The sequence below is a fragment of the Streptomyces sp. NPDC052687 genome (assembly GCF_040678395.1).
Classification (GTDB): Bacteria; Actinomycetota; Actinomycetes; order Streptomycetales; family Streptomycetaceae; genus Streptomyces.
Genome location: NZ_JBFATR010000010.1, coordinates 133,165 through 151,484, shown reverse-complemented (window position 1 = coordinate 151,484; position 18,320 = coordinate 133,165). Strand labels below are relative to the sequence as shown.

Below are 18,320 nucleotides of genomic sequence, written 5' to 3'. Positions count from 1 at the left end.
GGCAGGCCAAGGGCGGCCAGTCCGCCGCGGGCTCCTCCGGTGTCGCCCAGCAGGTCAAGCAGACCGCCGGCGCCATCAGCTACATGGAGCTGTCGACCCGGTCGCGCCCGGCCACGGCGGCGGCACCGGCTCCTTCGACGTCACCGAGGCCCTCGCGGCGGGCCCGCTCGGCAACGGCGGCCGCGCCGCCGAACCGCGCCGCGGCGACCTGCCGTACGGCCCGGAGAACGAGCGGGACGGCCGGCCGTCCACGTCCGCGCCCGGCGGACACAACGGCCGGAACGGGCAGAACCCGCAAGCCGGATACGCCGGCTCCTCCGGCGGCCCGGCCGGCCCCACCGGCGGCCCGGTCACCGGTGACGGCCCCCTGGCCCCGCCCGCCGTGCCCGGAGCCCCGGGCGCCCCCGCCGGCCCCGGCACCGCCCCCACGGGCGCCCCCGGCCCCGGCACCGCGCCCACGGGCGCCCCCGGCCCCGGCGGCGGCCTCAGCGACGACACCGCCGTCCTCACCCCGCAGAAGCAGGTCCCCGAGCCCCCGCCCGGCGCCGGCTTCCGCACCCCGCCGCACGACAACGTCTCCGGGCACACGGTCACCAGCGGCATCCCGGTCGTCCCGGACCCCGACCGCGACGCCGGGTTCCCCCCGGCCGGCCCCGCCGCCCCGGCGGCGCCCGCCCGGCAGAGCGCCCCGGCCGCCGCGCCCCGCAAGAAGAAGGGCCGCAGCAAGCTGGTGCTGCTCGGCGGCGGCGTGATCGCGCTCGCCGGTGTCGCCTACGGCGCCGGCCTGCTGATGAACCACTCCGACGTGCCCAAGGGCACCACCGTGCTCGGGGTGGACATCGGCGGCGGCACCCGCGACGACGCCGTCAAGAAGCTCGACGAGGCCCTGGGCGACCGCGTCGACGACCCGATCAAGCTGACCGTCGGCGGGGACCCGGTCACCCTCCGGCCGGACCAGGCGGGCCTGTCCCTCGACACCCAGTCCACCGTCCGCGAGGCCGCGACCAGCGACTACAACCCGGTCTCCGTGATCGGCTCGCTCTTCGGCGAGCAGCGGGTCGTCGAGCCCGTCATGCCGGTCGACGAGGAGAAGCTGCACGCCGCCCTGGAGAAGGCGGCGGGCGGCGCGGGCACCGCGAGCGACGGCACCATCAGGTTCGTCTCCGGCAAGGCCGTCCCGGTGTACGGCAAGCCGGGCAAGGGCGTGGACGTCGACGGCGCCACCGACGCGGTCGCCGCCGCCTACCGCGCCCAGGTGGAGACCGGCACCGCCGAGACGGTCGCCCTGCCGACCACCACCCGGCAGCCGACGGTCTCCGACGCCGAGGTCGACCGGATGATGAAGGAGTTCGCGCAGCCCGCGATGTCCGGCTTCGTCACGGTCCGCACGGACGCGGCGCACTCGATCAAGTTCAGCCCGGAGAACTCCCTCTGGCGCTTCCTGCGGGTCAAGGCCGTCGACGGCAAGCTGGTCGACAGCCCCGACCTCGCCGCCCTGGAGAAGCTCTACGGCAGCACCTTCGACGGCGTCCTCATCACCCGCGCCACCGGCGAGAAGACCCCGGTGACCCCGCAGGACGTCTACGGCGCCCTGCGCACGGCCCTGATGAGCGAGACGAACAGGACCGCGGTGATCGAAACCGACCCGAGCTGACGACCCGGAACGAGGGGCACCCCGCACACACGGGGTGCCCCCGGCCCGGTCGACCACGACGCACCCGCACCCGCGATCGAACAGCACCCCGCACGGTGAAGCGCTAGGGGGTGTCCGCAAAGTCGCGCCTGTCTCGCGACGCCTGGCACGCCCTCTCGCCGCACCGGGCGAACACCCGAGTACGACCAGTACGCGGGCGTCCGCCCGGCACGCCGAGAGCACGCACCAGACGCCGCGAGACCCGCCCTCCGGGCGGACGACGCGACTTTGCGGACACCCCCTAGTTCAACAACGCCCGAGCCGCCCGCGCCTCCCCCAGCACCCGCTCCCCGGCGGCGGCGTCCACCGCGGCGACGACATCCGCGTACGCCTCCAGCTCCCGCGCCCCCGCCGCGAACTCGCCCCGCTGCACCAGCAGCCGCGCCCGCTCGTACCGCAGCCGCGCCGGATGCGCCGGCAGCAGCAGCGACAGGTCGACCGCCCACAGCGACACATCCGACCGCTCCGGCCGGGCCGCGGCCCACGCCCTGATGTTGTTCAGGACGCGCAGCACGACCTCCCCCGTCGGCGCGGGCGACAGCACCGAGGGATCGAGCGGCGCCCCCGTGGCGCCGACCACCAGCAGCTCCGCGTCCATCCCGGCCAGCACCCGCCCGCCGTCGAACGGATCCGCCAGCACCCGCTCCTCGGCGGAGCCGAACCCCACGACGAAGTGGCCGGGCAGCGCGACGCCGTACACCGGCGCCCCCGCCCGCCGCGCGACCTCCATCCACACCACGGACAGCAGGATCGGCAGCCCCCGGCGCCGCCGCAGCACCTCGTGCAGCAGCGACGACTCCAGCCGCCGGTAGTCGCCGGGCGTGCCGTGGAAGCCCAGCCGCTCGCCCAGCAGCTCCCGGGTCGCCTCGGCCCACTCGCGCGGCCCGCCGGGCCGGTACGGCAGCAGCCCGGCCAGCCGGTCCAGCTCCATCTGGGCGCCGACGATGCCCGGTTCGTCCAGCGCGGCGTCCCCGGCGGCGGCCACCAGCAGGCACAGCAGCGACAGGTCGGGCCGCTCGGCCCGCGCCTCGTCGGCGAAGCGCCGCCGCAGCTCGGCGGCCCGCTCGGGCGGCGGCGGGAAGGGAGGACGCAGCACGGCAGGCACCCCCTCAGCCTCGCCCGGCGCCGGACGCGCCCCGCGCCTCCGGCTCCCGGTAGTGGTGGTACGCGTGGTGCGCGGCGAAGCCCAGACCGCCGTACAGCGCCCGCGCGCCCGCGTTGTCCGTCTCGACCTGGAGCCAGCCGGCGGAGGCCCCCTCCTCCAGGGCACGCCCGGCGAGCGCGGCCATCACCGCGGTGGCCAGCCCGCTCCGGCGCCGCGCCGGATCGACCTCGACGGCGGCGAACCCGGCCCACCGCCCGTCGACCACCAGCCGCCCGATCGCGGCGGGCGGCGCCCCCGCGGCCGCACCCGCGCTCTCGCCCGGCACGGTCGCGAACCACACGGACGGTCCGCCGGCCAGCACCCGCAGCGCCACCTCGCTCAGCCCCTTGCGCCGGTAGCGGGCCAGCCACGCCTCGTCGGCCTCCCGGGACAGCCGCACCTCAACGGCCGGCTCCCGGTCGGCGAGCGGCGCGAGGGAGCCCGTCCACAGCTCGGCGGTCACCTCACGCACCCACCCGCGCTCGCTCAGCGCGGCGCACAGCGCCTCCTGGGTCCCTTCGGCCCCGGTGGCGGCCTGGACGTAGGCGGGCAGGCCCCGCGCGCCGTACCAGCGCCGTACGGCGCTCAGCGCGTCGTCCAGCGCCATCCCCGGGTCGCCCAGCGCCAGCGCCGAGTTGGCCCGCCGGGTGAAGCCGCCGGCGGCCCGCAGCTCCCACTCGCCGAGCGCTTCGCTCTCCAGCGGCCGCCACGCCCGCGCGGCGACCCGCGCCAGCTCGGGAAAGGAGGCGGCGGGACCCCGGCGGCGCGCCGGCGCGGCGGGCACGACCTTGCCCGCCACCAGCGAGGATTCCGGGATGCGGACGACTTCGCCGTCCCGCCGTGTGATCACCAGCACACCCTCGTCCCAGGATGTGAGAACGCCGACCGTGTCGGTGAATTTCCCGTCCGTCACCGCGCTGGGACTAGTGTTGCTCCAGCGCCGTACGGAGACGCGTTTGCCCACGTCAGCAGCGGTGATACGGACCTCAAGGCGCCCTGCCGCAGAGATTTCCACAGGTCGGTTCACCCCTCCTGTTCGGATCATGCCCAAGAACGGAGATACTAGGTGCGGGCATCGACGACGCCGCGCTCCCGCGCGCCAGGCGGCGGAGCCTGAGGAGGCCCGCCAGCGCCCTATCGAGGAGGAACGACAGCGTGACCTACGTCATCGCGCAGCCTTGTGTCGACGTCAAGGACAAGGCGTGCATCGAGGAGTGCCCGGTCGACTGCATCTACGAGGGCCAGCGGTCCTTGTACATCCACCCGGACGAATGCGTCGACTGCGGTGCCTGTGAGCCGGTCTGCCCGGTGGAGGCCATCTTCTACGAGGACGACGTGCCGGAGGAGTGGAAGGACTACTACAAGGCGAACGTCGAGTTCTTCGACGAGCTGGGTTCGCCCGGCGGCGCCAGCAAGCTCGGCCTGATCGAGCGCGACCACCCGTTCGTCGCCGGTCTGCCGCCGCAGGGCGAGTAACACCCGCGTCCGCGTCCAGCGGCCCGCCATCCGCGCCGCCTCGGTCCCGTACGGTCTGATCGCCCCTGATCGCCGCACGGGACCGAGGCGTTTGCCGTATCGAAGAGAGTGAGCGAGAAACCGTGTCCGCAGTCTCCGACCGTCTTCCCACCTTTCCCTGGGACAAGCTCGCGCCCTACAAGAAGACGGCCGCCGCGCACCCGGACGGCATCGTCGACCTGTCCGTGGGCACGCCGGTCGACCCGGTGCCCGAGCTGATCCAGAAGGCGCTGGTCGCCGCGGCGGACACGCCGGGCTACCCGACGGTGTGGGGCACGCCGGAGCTGCGGGACGCGATCACCGGCTGGCTGGAGCGCCGCCTGGGCGCCCGCGGGGTCACCCACCACCATGTGCTGCCGGTGGTCGGCTCCAAGGAACTCGTCGCCTGGCTCCCCACCCAGCTGGGCCTCGGCCCCGGCGACCGGGTCGCCTACCCGCGCCTGGCCTACCCGACCTACGAGGTCGGCGCCCGCCTCGCGCGCGCCGGGTACGAGGTGTACGACGACCCGACCGGGCTGGACCCGGCGGGCCTGAGGCTGCTGTGGCTGAACTCGCCGTCCAACCCGACCGGCAAGGTGCTGCCGAAGGAGGAGCTGACCCGGATCGTCGCCTGGGCCCGCGAGCACGGCGTGCTGCTCGTCTCCGACGAGTGCTACCTCGAACTGGGCTGGGAGGCCGACCCGGTCTCGGTGCTGCACCCGGACGTCAACGGCGGCTCGTACGACGGCATCGTGGCCGTCCACTCCCTCTCCAAGCGCTCCAACCTGGCGGGCTACCGCGCGGCCTTCGCCGCCGGCGACCCGGCCGTCCTGGGCCCGCTGCTGGAGATCCGCAAGCACGGCGGCATGATGACCTCCGCGCCGACCCAGGCGGCCGTCGTGGCGGCCCTCGGCGACGACGAGCACGTGCGCGTGCAGCGCGAGCGCTACGCCGCCCGCCGCACCGCCCTGCGCGAGGCCCTGCTGGGCCACGGCTTCCGCATCGAGCACAGCGAGGCCGGCCTCTACCTGTGGGCCACCCGCGACGAGTCCTGCTGGGACACCGTGGCGCACCTCGCCGAGCGGGGCGTCCTGGTCGCGCCGGGCGACTTCTACGGCCCGGCCGGCGACCGCTTCGTCCGCGTGGCCCTGACCGCCACGGACGAGCGGGTGCGGGCGGCGGTGGAGCGGCTGGCGCGCTAGCCGGCCGGCCTCTTCCGGGAGGACGACGAAGGGGTCCGGGGAGTGTCTCCCCGGACCCCTTCGCGCCGTGCCGGCCGGGCGTCAGCCGAGCGGGAGGCCCTTGGTCGGCAGCTGCTGCGTCGGCAGCCCGCCGCCCTTGGTGAGCGAGTCGGTGGGCAGCCCGCCCTTGGTGGCGGTCTTCGCGGTGTCGCCGACGATGTCCCCGGCGGAACCGGCCACGTCCCCGGCGGCCTTCTGCGCGGCCGGCGTCGCCTTCTTCGCGGCCTTGCCGGTGGTCTTGCCGGACTGCTTGACCGCCTTGCCGCCGGTCTCGCCCGCGAGGTCGGTGACCTTGGTGGCGGCGCCGTCGACGGTGGTGCCGACGCTCGCGGCGTCCACGGCGGACAGCCCGCCGAGGTTCTGCGCGGCCGGCAGGTCGGGAGCCGCGTTGGCGGAGCCGGTCGCACCGACCACGGAGGCCGCTCCCGCTGCGGTGAGCAGCGCGGCACGGGCGATCCGGCGGGTCAGGGGGAGGGACATGTTGCTCCTTCGACGGGATGGAACGTGAAAAGACGTGCGCCGTGACTACCGCTCGACCCCCCGCCGAGGTTGCGCACGGCAAACGTAAAGAGTTGGCAATGCGTCGCATTATCGGCTGTGGATAAAAAGGGACAAAGGGCTGCCGGTCCGAAAGTCTGCGGAATCCTTACAGCCCTTTGTCCCCAAGGGATTCAGCGGCTGCCGGGGTGACCGGGCGAAAACCTGCGCACACCGCCGGACGCGCGGCGCCGGTATTAACCCCTGCGGGTGAACGTCCGCACTACTGCGCAGTGCGGATCCGCACCGCGTCGGCGCCCTCGCCGTTCTTCCCGCCGGCCGCGTCCCCGGCCGCACGCCACGTGCTGCCGGTGGTACCGGCCACCCACTCGCGGCCCGCGTACGAGACCCGCTCGATGTGCAGCGCGGAGGCGTTGGCCACCGCCCAGTGCGCCAGCTGCCAGCCGCGCTCCCGGGCCGCCCGCCCGTCCCCGGAGCCCTCCTCGACCGGCACGGTCACGGTCCGCCCGCTGGTCTCGGCGGTCACGGCCGGCCGCGGGGCCGCCGCGTCGCCGTTCACCTCGGCGCCGGTCTGCTGCATCGCGTCCTGCCCGAAGTCCCGCACCAGCGCCGAGCGCACCGCGTCCGGCCCGGTGGCCCGGGTGGCGTCGGGCCGCCCCTCACAGGTCAGGGTGGCCTCGGCGCGGCCGGTGAGGGCGGCGGCGAGCAGCGTGGCGTCCGGCTCGTGCTTGGCGTACGCCTGCGGGAAGCCGCTGCGCTGCACCCGCTGGGCGGCCACGGTGAGCGGCAGCCGGGTGTAGCCGGGCACCTCGACCAGGTGGTCGTAGAACATGCCCGCCGAGTAGATGGGGTCCATGATCTGCCGCTCGGTGCCCCAGCCCTGCGAGGGCCGCTGCTGGAACAGGCCGAGCGAGTCGCGGTCGCCGTGGTCGATGTTGCGCAGCGCGGACTCCTGCAGCGCCGTGGCCAGCGCGATCGTCACCGCCCGCTCGGGCAGCCCGCGCGCGGTGCCCACGGCCGTGATCGTCGCGGCGTTCACCGCCTGCTCCGGCGAGAACTCGTAGGTCGCCCCGTCGCCCTTGCCGGAGACGACCTTGCAGCCCGGACCGCCTGCCCCGCCGGTGACGTACTGCACCGCGAGGTACCCCGCGACCGCGAGCAGGACCACGAAGGCCGCCCCGCAACGCAGGAGACGGCCGCGACGCTTGGGAGAAGGGGACGGCTCTGGCACGCGTACAAGGTACTGGAGCCCGTCGGACACCCGGCGCCGGGTGGGGCCATTGCTTCGCAGGTCACGTCCCCGCGGGAGCCTCGGCCCGGCCGGTGGGCGCGGTGCGGGCGCTAGGGTCGGGGGCATGGCCGATACCCCGCTTGATCTCACGCTGGACGCCGCGCGGCTGACCGCGCGGCTCGTCGACTTCCCCTCGGTGAGCGGCGGCGAGAAGCCGCTCGCGGACGCCATCGAGACCGCGCTGCGCGCCCTGCCGCACCTCACGGTCGACCGCTTCGGCAACAACGTCGTGGCCCGCACGAACCTGGGCCGGCCGGAGCGCGTGATCCTCGCCGGGCACATCGACACCGTGCCGATCGCGGACAACGTGCCGTCCCGGCTGGACGAGGACGGTGTGCTGTGGGGCTGCGGCACCTGCGACATGAAGTCGGGCGTGGCCGTCCAGCTGCGGATCGCGGCCACCGTCCCCGCCCCCAGCCGCGACCTGACGTTCGTCTTCTACGACAACGAGGAGGTCGCGGCGGACCTCAACGGACTCAAGCACGTCTGCGAGGCCCACCCCGATTGGCTGGAGGGCGATTTCGCGGTGCTGCTGGAGCCGTCCGACGGCCAGGTCGAGGGCGGCTGCCAGGGCACCTTGCGGATGCTGCTGAGGACGACCGGCGAGCGGGCCCACTCGGCGCGCGGCTGGATGGGCTCCAACGCCATCCACGCGGCGGCGCCGATCCTCGGGCGCCTGGCCGAGTACGAGCCCCGCCGGCCGGTGATCGACGGGCTGGAGTACCGCGAGGGCCTCAACGCGGTCTTCGTCTCCGGCGGCGTCGCGGGGAACGTGATCCCCGACGAGTGCGTGGTGACGGTCAACTTCCGCTACGCGCCCGACCGTACGCCCGAGGAGGCGATCGCCCACGTCCGCGAGGTGTTCGCGGACTGCGGGGTGACGGAGTTCGTGGTCGACGACCACAGCCCCGGCGCGCTACCCGGCCTGTCCCACCCGGCCGCCGCGGCCTTCATCGAGGCGGTCGGCGGCACCCCGAAGCCCAAGTACGGCTGGACGGACGTCTCCCGCTTCTCCGCGCTCGGCGTCCCCGCGGTCAACTACGGGCCCGGCAATCCGCTCTTGGCACACAAGCGGGACGAGCGGGTAGAGACATCGAAGATCCTCGCGGCGGAGGAGCGGCTGCGCGCCTGGCTGACCGCCTGAGCCCGCATTCCGGCGGTGTGCCCCGGGACGCTCGACGGCGGACACGCGCGCGTCCCCCCTCCGTAACCCGCGTAGATCTACGCTGAAGACCGAAAGACGTGGCAACCGGAGGGAGCGCACATGGCTACCGGCAACCCTGAGGGCAGCAAGCAGCCGCCGGAGGAGCGGCGCCTGGGACCGGTCCTCCGGAGGCGGGATCAGGTGCAGACGAGCACCACGGACCAGCGGCTGCTGGACGAGCGGGCCCCGTCCGACTGGGTGCACACCGACCCGTGGCGGGTCCTGCGCATCCAGTCGGAGTTCATCGAGGGCTTCGGCACCCTCGCCGAACTCCCGCCCGCCATCAGCGTGTTCGGCTCGGCGCGCACCCCGGCGGACTCCCCGGAGTACGAGGCGGGGGTGCGGCTGGGCCGCGGGCTGGTCGAGGCGGGGTTCGCCGTCATCACCGGCGGCGGGCCCGGTGCGATGGAGGCCGCCAACAAGGGCGCCTGCGAGGCGGGCGGCATCTCGGTCGGCCTCGGCATCGAACTGCCCTTCGAGCAGGGGCTCAACCCGTATGTCGACATCGGCCTGAACTTCCGCTACTTCTTCGTGCGGAAGATGATGTTCGTCAAGTACGCGCAGGGCTTCGTCGTCCTGCCCGGCGGACTGGGCACCCTCGACGAACTCTTCGAGGCCCTGACGCTCGTGCAGACCCAGAAGGTCACCCAGTTCCCGATCGTGCTGTTCGGCACCGAGTACTGGGGCGGGCTGGTCGACTGGCTGAAGAACACGCTGATCGCCCAGGGCAAGGCCGCCGAGAAGGACCTCACCCTGTTCCACCTCACCGACGACGTCGACGAGGCGGTCGCCCTCGTGTCGAAGGAGGCGGGCCGCTAGCAGCCGCCCTCCGGGAACGCCCGGCCTGGTGCCCGGCCCGCGTCAGGCCAGGCCGCGGCGGGCCACCGCCGGCGGGCGGTGACCGGCGATGGAGGCCACCATGTCCAGCACCTGGCGGGTCTCGGCGACCTCGTGGACCCGGTACACCCGCGCGCCCAGCCACGCGGACACCGCGGTCGTCGCGAGCGTGCCGACGACCCGCTCCTTGACCGGGCGGTCCAGCGTCTCCCCGACGAAGTCCTTGTTGGACAGCGACACCAGCACCGGCCACCCGGTCTCCACCATCTCGCCGAGCCGCCGCGTCGCCTCCAGGCTGTGCCGGGTGTTCTTGCCGAAGTCGTGCCCGGGATCGATCAGCACCGACTCGCGCGGCACCCCGAGCGCCACGGCCCGCTCGGCGAGCCCGAGCGTCACCCGCAGGATGTCGGCCATGACGTCGTCGTACGTCACCCGGTGCGGACGCGTCCGCGGCTCGGCCCCGCCCGCGTGCGTGCACACCAGGCCCACCCCGTAGCGGGCCGCGACCTCGGCCAGCCGCGGGTCGACACCGCCCCACGCGTCGTTCAGCAGATCCGCGCCCGCCTCGCAGACGGCCTCGCCGACCTCCGCCCGCCAGGTGTCCACGCTGATCACCACGTCCGGGAAGCGCCGCCGCACCTCGGCCACGAACCCGACCGTGCGCCGCGCCTCCTCCTCGGCCGTCACCTCTTCGCCCGGCCCGGCCTTCACCCCGCCGATGTCGATGATCTCGGCGCCCTCGGCCACCGCCTGCTCCACCCGCGCGAGGGCCGGCTCGTCGCGGAACGTCGCGCCCTGGTCGTAGAAGGAGTCCGGGGTCCGGTTCACGATCGCCATGATCACCGGCTCGTGCGTGCCGAATTCACGCCTGCCCAGCCTGAGCATCCCCTGTGACCTCTCCTCGTGCCTCGTGCGAGCGGTGGCCTTTCGACCGCCTGCGACCTTAACTGTCAGACTCGCATGGCACGATCGGACCCTGACACGTCCGACTCGATTCGACCGACTCGACCTACCCGACCGTGGGGGCCCAGCGATGGTGATGTTCTTGTTCCTGGTCGTCGCGCTCGCCGTCGTGGTCGCCGCGGTGACGCTCGCCGTCGTGGGCGGCGGCGACCAGGCGCCGCTGCCGGAGGCCGCGCCCGAACGACTGTACGACCCGCTGCCGCCGGACCGCCCGGTCAGCCGCGCGGACGTCGACGCCCTGCGCTTCCCCCTCGCCGCCCGCGGCTACCGGATGAGCGACGTCGACGACGCCCTGAACCGCCTCGCCGCCGAACTCGCCGAGCGCGACGCCCGGATCGCCGACCTGGAGACCGCCCTGACCGGCGCCCGGACCGGCGGGACCTCGGGGGCCGCCGGGGCCGCCACGACCTCCGGCACCGCCGGCGGCCGGGACGACCGGGTCTCCATGGAGAAGCCCGACGGGCCCGGCCGCTTCGGAGAGGACGGCGGGAAATGACCGACGGCGCGCCCCTGAAGGGCCCGGACGGCGCGCTGCGCTGCCCCTGGGCGCTGTCCGCGCCGGAGTACGTCGCGTACCACGACGAGGAGTGGGGCCGTCCGGTCCACGGCGACGACGCGCTCTTCGAACGCCTCTGCCTGGAGGCCTTCCAGTCCGGCCTGTCCTGGATCACCATCCTGCGCCGCCGCCCCGGCTTCCGCGCCGCCTTCGCCGGCTTCGAGATCGCCTCGGTCGCCGCCTTCACCGACGAGGACCGCACCCGCCTCCTCGCCGACCCCGGCATCATCCGCAACCGCGCCAAGATCGACGCCACCCTCGCCAACGCGCGGTTGCTGGCCGAGTGGGCCCCGGGCGAGCTGGACGAGCTGATCTGGTCCCACGCCCCCGACCCGGCCGGCCGCCCGGTCCCCAAGACCCTCGCGGACGTCCCCGCGATCACCCCCGAGTCGACGGCCCTGTCCAAGGCGCTGAAGAAGCGGGGCCTGCGCTTCGTCGGGCCCACGACGGCGTACGCGCTGATGCAGGCGTGCGGCCTGGTCGACGACCACCTCGCCGGCTGCACCGCGCGCCGCGCCCCCGCCTGACCCGGCCGCCGGTCGCCGGGTCCGCGCCGCCGGTTGCCGGCTACCGGCCCAGGTACTTGGGCTTCTCCTTGTTCACGAAGGCCCGCACCGCGATGGCGTGGTCCTCGGAGGCCCCCGCCCGCGTCTGGAGCTCGTCCTCCTTCTCCAGGGCCTCCTCGAAGGTGTGGGTGAGCGCGTACGCCAGGGACTCCTTCAGCGCCGCGTACGCCACCGTCGGACCCTCGGCCAGCTCACGGGCCACCTTCTCCGCCTCGGCGCGCAGCTCCGCCGCCGGCACCACCCGGTTGGCGATGCCCAGCTCGTAGGCCTCCTGCGCCTTGACGCTGCGCGGGAAGAGCAGCAGGTCGGCGGCGCGGCCCGGGCCGATGATCCGCGGCAGGGTCCAGGAGATGCCCGAGTCGGCGGTGAGCGCGACCCCGGCGAAGGAGGTGTTGAAGGCGGCGGTGTCCGCCACCACCCGGTAGTCCGCGGCCAGCGCGAACCCGAACCCGGCCCCGGCGGCCACGCCGTTCACGCCCGCGACCACGGGCTTGCGCATCCCGACCAGCGCCCGCGCGATCGGGTTGTAGTGCTCCCGCACGGTGCTCATGGTCTGCCCCTCGCCGGCCTCCCGGTCGGCGGCCAGCAGCCCGATGTGCTCCTTGAGGTCCTGGCCCACGCAGAACGCCCGGTCCCCGGCGGCGGTGAGCAGCACCGCCCGGACGGCGTCGTCGTCCGCCGCGGACCGCACCGCCTCCCGGAGGGCGACCTTGGTCTCGATGTTCAGCGCGTTCATCGCCTCCGGGCGGTTCAGCGTGATCGTCGCGAGTCCGTCGGTCACCTCGTAGAGCACGGTGTCGGCCATGGCGTTTCCCCTCCGGTACGGGTTCTGTGTACGGGGCCCTGTGTGCGGCCCCGGGTACGAAGGACAGCATGGCGGAGATCACGGACGACGTCGTGTGACCTGCGTCAAAGAATGCGGACCGGTTTCCGCTCGCCGGAACGACCGGCGGCGGCGCAGTATCGCAGTCACATCGCCGAATTGAGTGGTTTTGCTCGCGCGCGTTGCCCAAGCGATGCCGACCGATGTTGGTCATCGGGTCGTGCGATGCGGGATAATGGCCTGGAAGCAATGTGTTCGATGCCGGTGTCGCGTGTCCCGCTCACGGAGCGCGCGTGCCCCCCAGTGGGCCGTCGGCTTTGACGATGAGCTGGTTTCAGGAAGGGGAACGAGCATGGCGGCCATGAAGCCGCGAACGGGTGACGGCCCGCTCGAGGTGACCAAGGAGGGGCGGGGCATCGTCATGCGCGTTCCGCTCGAAGGCGGCGGTCGGCTCGTCGTCGAGCTGACCCCGGACGAGGCCGACGCGCTCGGCGACGCCCTCAAGAAGGTCGTGGGCTGAACGCGCGCAAGCGACCATACCCTTTCGGCCGCCCCGGCACCGCACATGGTGCCGGGGCGGCTGCGTTCCCCCGATCCACGGGTTCCACGGCCGGTCCACGGGTCCCCGGCCGGCCGGCCGGTCCACGGGGCCACGACGGCTCTCCCGCGCGCCGCACGGCTTACGGGCGCGCGGTGTCCGGGCGCTTGACCGCGCACAGCAGGCCGTCGCCCACCGGCAGCAGGGACGGCACCAGCTCCTGGCTCTCGCGCACCGTGCGCAGCAGCTCGCGCAGGCGTACGACCTCCGTGGGCTGGGGCCCGGAGTCCACCGTGCGCCCGTGCGCGAAGACGCCCTCGAAGACCACCAGCCCGCCCGGCCGCAGCAGGCGCAACGATTCAGCGAGGTACTCCAGCACCTCCAGCCGGTCACCGTCGCAGAAGACCAGGTCATAACCGGCGTCCGCGAGCCGGGGCAGCACGTCCAGCGCCCGGCCCGGGATGAACCGGGCCCGGTTGCTCGCGAACCCGGACGCGCGGAACGCCTGCCGGGCGAACTGCTGGTGCTCCGGCTCGGGGTCCACGGTGGTCAGCACGCCGTCGGGGCGCATCCCGTGCAGCAGGTGGATGCCGGACACCCCGGTTCCGGTGCCGATCTCCGCGACCGCCTTGGCGTCCACGGAGGCGGCCAGCAACCGCAGCGCGGCGCCCGCGCCGGGCGACACCGAGCGCAGCCCCGCCTCACGGGCCCGGTCACGGGCCCAGCGCAGCGTTTCGTCCTCGGCGACATAGGCGTCGGCGAACGCCCAGCTCGTCTGCCGGTTGCCGGTAATGACCCTCTCCTGTCCCCACGGTTGCCTCGGCGTGACTGTATCCGTTGGCGCCGGGAACCCGCAGATGGGACCGGGCGTTTAGAGGGGTGGGAGACGAGAGCGGGGGACACAGTTGGATCACGAAGAGGAGCGGTGCGCGGAGCAAGTGCTGACGCAGCCGTATGAGCCGTGGCAGCCCAGATCAAATTCTCGTAAAACCGCTTATCCGGAGCTAACGGACGAGGTGGCTATGGTAGGGGCTCCACTGGACACCACCAGAGCCGACAGGGGAGGTGCGGCTGCGCCTGTGGACCGGGGAGGAGTGCTCCGGCGCTTCCTCGGGTCGGCAGGCAGGCCGAAATCCGTGAACGACACCGCTGACCACAGCCACGCCGCCGGCCACGCCGTCGGCCCTGCCCAGACCGCGACCTTCTCCACCGACGCGGACGGGCAGGCGTGGACTCCGCCCACCTGGGAGGAGATCGTCAGCATGCACAGCGGACGCGTCTACCGCCTGGCGTACCGCCTGACCGGCAACCAGCACGACGCCGAGGACCTCACCCAGGAGGTCTTCGTCCGCGTCTTCCGCTCCCTGTCGACGTACACCCCGGGCACCTTCGAGGGCTGGCTGCACCGCATCACCACCAACCTGTTCCTGGACATGGTGCGGCGCAAGCAGCGCATCCGCTTCGACGCCCTCGGCGAGGACGCGGCGGAGCGCCTGCCCAGCCGTGACCCCTCCCCGCAGCAGGTCCTCAACGACGCGCACTTCGACGCCGACGTCCAGCAGGCCCTCGACACCCTCGCGCCCGAGTTCCGCGCCGCGGTCGTCCTGTGCGACATCGAAGGGCTGTCGTACGAGGAGATCGCCGCGACCCTCGGCGTGAAGCTCGGCACCGTCCGCTCCCGGATCCACCGCGGCCGCTCCCAGCTGCGCAAGGCTCTCGCGCACCGGTCTCCGGAGGCGCGCGCCGAGCGCCGCTCCTTCCTGGCCCGTGTCCCAGCGCTGGGGGGAGGGGGCGCGTCCGCGTGAGTGGATCACGGCCGAAACCTGCCGAGGGACACCTCGCAGAGCAGCACCTGGGAGACCGACTCGCCGCGCTGGTCGACGGTGAGCTCGGTCATGACGCGCGAGAGCGCGTGCTGGCGCACGTGGCGACCTGCCCGAAGTGCAAGGCGGAGGTGGACGCGCAGCGCCGCCTGAAGAACGTCTTCGCGGAAGCGGCCCCGCCGCCGCCCTCCGAGAGCTTCCTGGCCCGGCTCCAGGGACTGCCGGGGGGAAGCGGCCTGGACGGCGGTGACGCGCCGTTCGGCGGGAGCGCACTGCCCGGCGGCCTGGCGGGGCGTCCCGGCGCCGGGGGTGTGTTCGGGCTGAGGCGGGGCGGTGAGCGCTTCGACCTGGACTACCTTCCGGCCCGCACGCACACCTCCGTCCTCCCGGCCGCCGCGCAGCGCGGCTTCCGCATCCACGACGTCGGCCGCTCCGACGGCGAGCGCGCCTCACGCGGGCGGCGGTTCGCGTTCGTCGCCGCCGGGGCGGTGTCCCTGGCCGCGATCGCACTGGGCGGCGTCACCACCGGGGCGCCCGGTGACCCCGAGACGCGGGGCGGCTCCGGCAGCAATGTGACGCCGATGCGCACACCGGGCACGGGCACCGCCACGGCGCCGGACAACCAGCGGCGGCGCGCGGTGGCCCCCCTGCTGGCACAGGTCCAGGGCGGCCGCGCACTGGGCGAGACACCGGCGGCGTCGACGGGAGTGTCGGCACCACTGCTGCCCGGCGTCACCTCCCAGTCCGCACACGCGCTCACCACCCCGCCGGCGGTCGGCGCGGCGACCCTGTCCCCGCTGATACGCCCGCTCACCGCCACACCGCCGGTCAGCCTGACGGGCTGGTCCATGGCGCACGAGCTGACCACGCCCGGCCTGCTCGCGGCTTCCCCCACACCCGACCCGAGCGGCACCCGCCCCACTCGCTGACCGGCCTCTGCGGACCGGCCCGCGAACCTGGTTGAATCCCGGGATGGACCGCGCCCCGCCACACCGGGGCGCGGAGTCGACACATCGCGGCCACCACCGACGAGCCGGGCCGCGGCCAGCTGTGGGGGAGAGCATGAACGAGGGGAAGCCCACGCAGAGCCCTTCGGGCCGCCCGGACGAGGCGACACCGCAGGCGACCACGCCAAAGCCCGTCAGCGCCCCCACCCGGCGCCCCGAGCCCGACGGCGACTTCGAACTGGACGCTCCCGCGGGGGCGCGCGGCGACGAGTCCTATCCGGGTGCGTCTGCGCGGGTGCACGGTGCTGGTTCCCCTGCCGGGGAGGCGTCCGAGGCGAACGGCGACTCGGGGTTGAGCGCATCTGCGGGGGCGCTCGGTGAGGGCTCTCCTGCCGGGGCAGACGGTGACGCGGGTGGCGGTGAGGCCGCTGCGGGCGCCGGTACGGCCTCCGCCGACGGTGACGGTGACTTCGAGCTGCGGCGCCCGGAGCAGCCGGTGGACCCGGCGAGCGCGGCCGGCACGGCCGCCGCCGGTACGGGGGCTGCGCTCGACGTGGCCGGCAGCGCCGCCGAGCCTGGTGCCGCCGTGCGCCGGGGCCCGGCCGGGCCCGCCGACGGGGACTTCCCGGCCGCCGCCGCAGCGGGCTCCGCCGGGGAAGCTGTGGCGCTCCCGGACGTGGACGCGGTCCCTGCGGAGCCGGCTACCGCCGCGAGCCGGCACCTCGTCGGGTCTCCCGGCGCCGAGTCACGGGCCGTCGATGCCTCGGGCTCCGCCGGGGGAGCGGCTGCGGGCGCGGGCGTCGAAGCGGCGCCCCCAGAGACCTCCGAGACCGCCGAGACGTTCGAGACTTCCGAGACCTCCGAGACCTCCGAGACCTCCGAGACTTCCGAGACCTCCGAGGCCGCCGAGGCGTCCGGCACAGCCGCGCAGCCCCGTGCCCTGCCCGCCGCCCCCTCCGCCGACGCCGTGAAGCCCCTCCACGACCCCGACCCCTACAGCACCCCTCCCTACGGCGAACCGGGCCCCTGGGCACCCGCCCCGCCCGTACAGCACCCGGCGGTGACGCCCGCTCAGGGCACGGCGATACCCATGACACCGCCGCACGCCGCGGGCCCCCTCGCCGCCCCTCACCCGGCGGTGCCGACCGCACACCCGGCGACGCCCGCCGCGCCCCAGCCCGCCTCGCACCCAGCGGCTGCCGCGCCCCACCCCGCGACCCCCGTGCCCGGCCCCTCCGCGCACCCCACACCGCCCCCGGTCGCTCCCTCCACGCCGTCCACCCCGTCCACCCCGTCTACGCCGTCCATGCCGTCCGCGCCCTCCGTGGCGCACCCCGCCACGTCTCCGATCGCCCCCGCGCACGGGGCCGTCGCGGCGCACGGTGAGGGCGGTGGGGGCGTGGCGGGCGCCCCCGGTGCCTCCGCGCCCGCGCCCGGCGGTTCCGCCTCCACACCCCCCGCCGACCCGTGGCGGCGCTACGACCCCTGGGCGGCGGCAGCCGCCTCCGCCGGGCCGCTGCAGCAGACCGGCGCCGCGGTGCCGACCCAGCGGCAGCGCCGGACGCGGACCAGGAAGGCACTGATCGGCGCGGCGGTACTGCTGGCCCTGGTGTCCGGCGGGGTCGGCGGCCTCGTGGGGGCGTACCTGGAGCGCAACGGCGGCGTCGGGCGGGTGGAGCTGCCGCAGGCCGGGAAGGAGAGCACGGAGCGGGCCGCGGGCACCGTCGCCGGGATCGCGGCCCGCGCCCTGCCCAGCGTGGTCACCCTGCATGTCTCCGGCGGGGACGAGTCCGGCACCGGCACCGGCTTCGTGCTCGACACCCGCGGCCACATCCTCACCAACAACCACGTCGTCGAGCCCGCCGGCGCCGACGGCGAGATAACGGTCACCTTCAACAGCGGCGACACCGCGAAGGCCGAGGTGGTCGGCCGGGACAGCGGCTACGACCTCGCCGTCGTCCGGGTCCGCGGCGTCAGCGGGCTGAAGCCGCTGCCGCTCGGCAACTCCGACAACGTCCAGGTCGGCGACCCGGTCGTGGCCATCGGCGCGCCCTTCGACCTGGCCGGCACCGTCACCTCCGGGATCATCTCCGCCAAGGAGCGGCCCATCACGGCCGGCGGCGAGAAGGGGGATGGCAGTGACGTGAGTTACGTCGACGCCCTGCAGACCGACGCGCCCATCAACCCGGGCAACTCCGGCGGCCCCCTCCTCGACGCGCGGGCCCGCGTCATCGGCATCAACTCCGCGATCCGCTCCGCCGACAGCGGCGCGGACCTGGACGGCGGCCAGTCCGGCTCCATCGGCCTCGGCTTCGCCATCCCCATCAACCAGGGCAAGCGGGTCGCCGAGGAGCTGATCAACACCGGCAAGGCCACCCACCCGGTCATCGGCGTCACCCTGGACATGAGCTACACCGGGGACGGCGCCCGCGTCGGCACCAAGGGCAGCGACGGCGGCTCCGCCGTCACTCCGGGCGGCCCCGGCGACCGGGCCGGCATCGAACCCGGTGACGTCGTCACGGAAGTCGACGGTCAGCGCGTGCACTCCGGCGAGGAACTGATCGTCAAGACCCGCGCCCACCGCCCCGGAGACCGCCTGGAACTGACCGTCGTACGCGACGGCGAGGAGCGGACGGTCTCCCTGGTCCTCGGCTCCTCGGAGGACTGACCGGCGCACGGCCGACCGGGGAGGCGATCGAGGA

17 protein-coding genes and 1 pseudogene are annotated in these 18,320 nt (G+C 74.4%); 11 read left to right on the top strand and 7 right to left on the bottom strand.

Annotated features, from left to right (window positions below):
* Window positions 1-97: 97 nt before the first annotated feature.
* A pseudogene (locus AB0K92_RS12660) lies at window positions 98-1,654 on the top strand (hypothetical protein); the annotation flags it as partial.
* Window positions 1,655-1,934: 280 nt separating this feature from the next.
* Here AB0K92_RS12660 and AB0K92_RS12655 read toward each other — a convergent pair.
* The gene (locus AB0K92_RS12655; RefSeq protein ID WP_365922070.1) at window positions 1,935-2,786 is read right to left on the bottom strand and encodes a transglutaminase-like domain-containing protein; all 852 of its coding nucleotides are present in this window, start codon (window positions 2,784-2,786) and stop codon (window positions 1,935-1,937) included.
* Between the two features lie 16 nt (window positions 2,787-2,802).
* Window positions 2,803-3,852 carry a GNAT family N-acetyltransferase gene (locus AB0K92_RS12650; RefSeq protein ID WP_365922049.1) on the bottom strand — a complete coding sequence of 350 codons (1,050 nt, stop codon included), beginning with the start codon at window positions 3,850-3,852 and terminating at the stop codon, window positions 2,803-2,805.
* Window positions 3,853-3,992: 140 nt separating this feature from the next.
* Between AB0K92_RS12650 and fdxA the strand changes: the two genes are divergently transcribed.
* The gene (gene fdxA / locus AB0K92_RS12645; RefSeq protein WP_043503874.1) at window positions 3,993-4,313 is read left to right on the top strand and encodes a ferredoxin; all 321 of its coding nucleotides are present in this window, start codon (window positions 3,993-3,995) and stop codon (window positions 4,311-4,313) included.
* Window positions 4,314-4,435: 122 nt separating this feature from the next.
* Entirely contained in the window at window positions 4,436-5,533 is a 1,098-nt protein-coding gene (locus tag AB0K92_RS12640; protein WP_365922047.1) for a bifunctional succinyldiaminopimelate transaminase/glutamate-prephenate aminotransferase, read from the top strand.
* An 81-nt stretch (window positions 5,534-5,614) separates the two neighbouring features.
* On the opposite strand, the gene AB0K92_RS12635 is transcribed toward AB0K92_RS12640, so the two are convergent.
* Together AB0K92_RS12635 and AB0K92_RS12630 are read right to left on the bottom strand one after the other, a co-directional pair.
* Complete coding sequence (locus tag AB0K92_RS12635) at window positions 5,615-6,052, bottom strand: ATP-binding protein (protein ID WP_365922045.1); 438 nt, start codon at window positions 6,050-6,052, stop codon at window positions 5,615-5,617.
* A 280-nt stretch (window positions 6,053-6,332) separates the two neighbouring features.
* A complete protein-coding gene (locus tag AB0K92_RS12630) occupies window positions 6,333-7,301 on the bottom strand; it encodes a heavy metal transporter (RefSeq protein ID WP_365922043.1) in 969 nt (322 codons plus the stop codon).
* 124 nt (window positions 7,302-7,425) lie between these two features.
* Here AB0K92_RS12630 and dapE point away from each other — a divergent pair, with 124 nt between their 5' ends.
* Window positions 7,426-8,505 carry a succinyl-diaminopimelate desuccinylase gene (gene dapE / locus AB0K92_RS12625; RefSeq protein WP_365922041.1) on the top strand — a complete coding sequence of 360 codons (1,080 nt, stop codon included), beginning with the start codon at window positions 7,426-7,428 and terminating at the stop codon, window positions 8,503-8,505.
* A 120-nt stretch (window positions 8,506-8,625) separates the two neighbouring features.
* On the top strand, window positions 8,626-9,384 hold the full coding sequence (locus tag AB0K92_RS12620; protein ID WP_166002158.1) for a TIGR00730 family Rossman fold protein: 759 nt from the start codon (window positions 8,626-8,628) through the stop codon (window positions 9,382-9,384).
* Between the two features lie 42 nt (window positions 9,385-9,426).
* Here the strand turns inward: AB0K92_RS12620 and folP are convergent, their stop codons facing one another.
* Window positions 9,427-10,287 carry a dihydropteroate synthase gene (gene folP, locus AB0K92_RS12615; RefSeq protein WP_365922038.1) on the bottom strand — a complete coding sequence of 287 codons (861 nt, stop codon included), beginning with the start codon at window positions 10,285-10,287 and terminating at the stop codon, window positions 9,427-9,429.
* Window positions 10,288-10,441: 154 nt separating this feature from the next.
* Here folP and AB0K92_RS12610 point away from each other — a divergent pair, with 154 nt between their 5' ends.
* Together AB0K92_RS12610 and AB0K92_RS12605 are read left to right on the top strand one after the other, a co-directional pair.
* Window positions 10,442-10,861 carry a DivIVA domain-containing protein gene (locus tag AB0K92_RS12610; RefSeq protein ID WP_365922068.1) on the top strand — a complete coding sequence of 140 codons (420 nt, stop codon included), beginning with the start codon at window positions 10,442-10,444 and terminating at the stop codon, window positions 10,859-10,861.
* The gene (locus tag AB0K92_RS12605) at window positions 10,858-11,448 is read left to right on the top strand and encodes a DNA-3-methyladenine glycosylase I (protein ID WP_365922036.1); all 591 of its coding nucleotides are present in this window, start codon (window positions 10,858-10,860) and stop codon (window positions 11,446-11,448) included. The genes AB0K92_RS12610 and AB0K92_RS12605 overlap by 4 nt, the downstream gene beginning before the upstream one ends.
* A gap of 40 nt (window positions 11,449-11,488) precedes the next feature.
* Here AB0K92_RS12605 and AB0K92_RS12600 read toward each other — a convergent pair whose 3' ends face one another.
* Window positions 11,489-12,292, bottom strand: coding sequence for an enoyl-CoA hydratase-related protein (locus tag AB0K92_RS12600; protein ID WP_365922034.1), 804 nt, complete (start codon window positions 12,290-12,292; stop codon window positions 11,489-11,491).
* 370 nt (window positions 12,293-12,662) lie between these two features.
* Here AB0K92_RS12600 and AB0K92_RS12595 point away from each other — a divergent pair, with 370 nt between their 5' ends.
* Complete coding sequence (locus AB0K92_RS12595; RefSeq protein ID WP_003966491.1) at window positions 12,663-12,830, top strand: DUF3117 domain-containing protein; 168 nt, start codon at window positions 12,663-12,665, stop codon at window positions 12,828-12,830.
* A 160-nt stretch (window positions 12,831-12,990) separates the two neighbouring features.
* Here AB0K92_RS12595 and AB0K92_RS12590 read toward each other — a convergent pair whose 3' ends face one another.
* Entirely contained in the window at window positions 12,991-13,707 is a 717-nt protein-coding gene (locus AB0K92_RS12590) for an O-methyltransferase (RefSeq protein WP_166005226.1), read from the bottom strand.
* Window positions 13,708-13,942: 235 nt separating this feature from the next.
* On the opposite strand from AB0K92_RS12590, the gene sigE reads away from it, so the two are divergent.
* The 3 genes from sigE to AB0K92_RS12575 all read left to right on the top strand — a co-directional run bounded on the left by sigE (window position 13,943) and on the right by AB0K92_RS12575 (window position 18,286).
* Window positions 13,943-14,653, top strand: a complete 711-nt coding sequence (sigE, locus tag AB0K92_RS12585) for an RNA polymerase sigma factor SigE (protein ID WP_166005228.1) — start codon at window positions 13,943-13,945, stop codon at window positions 14,651-14,653.
* 68 nt (window positions 14,654-14,721) lie between these two features.
* Window positions 14,722-15,600 (top strand): zf-HC2 domain-containing protein, encoded by an 879-nt coding sequence (locus AB0K92_RS12580; RefSeq protein WP_365922065.1) that lies wholly within the window; start codon window positions 14,722-14,724, stop codon window positions 15,598-15,600.
* A 493-nt stretch (window positions 15,601-16,093) separates the two neighbouring features.
* Window positions 16,094-18,286, top strand: coding sequence for a trypsin-like peptidase domain-containing protein (locus AB0K92_RS12575; RefSeq protein ID WP_365922063.1), 2,193 nt, complete (start codon window positions 16,094-16,096; stop codon window positions 18,284-18,286).
* Window positions 18,287-18,320: the final 34 nt, after the last annotated feature.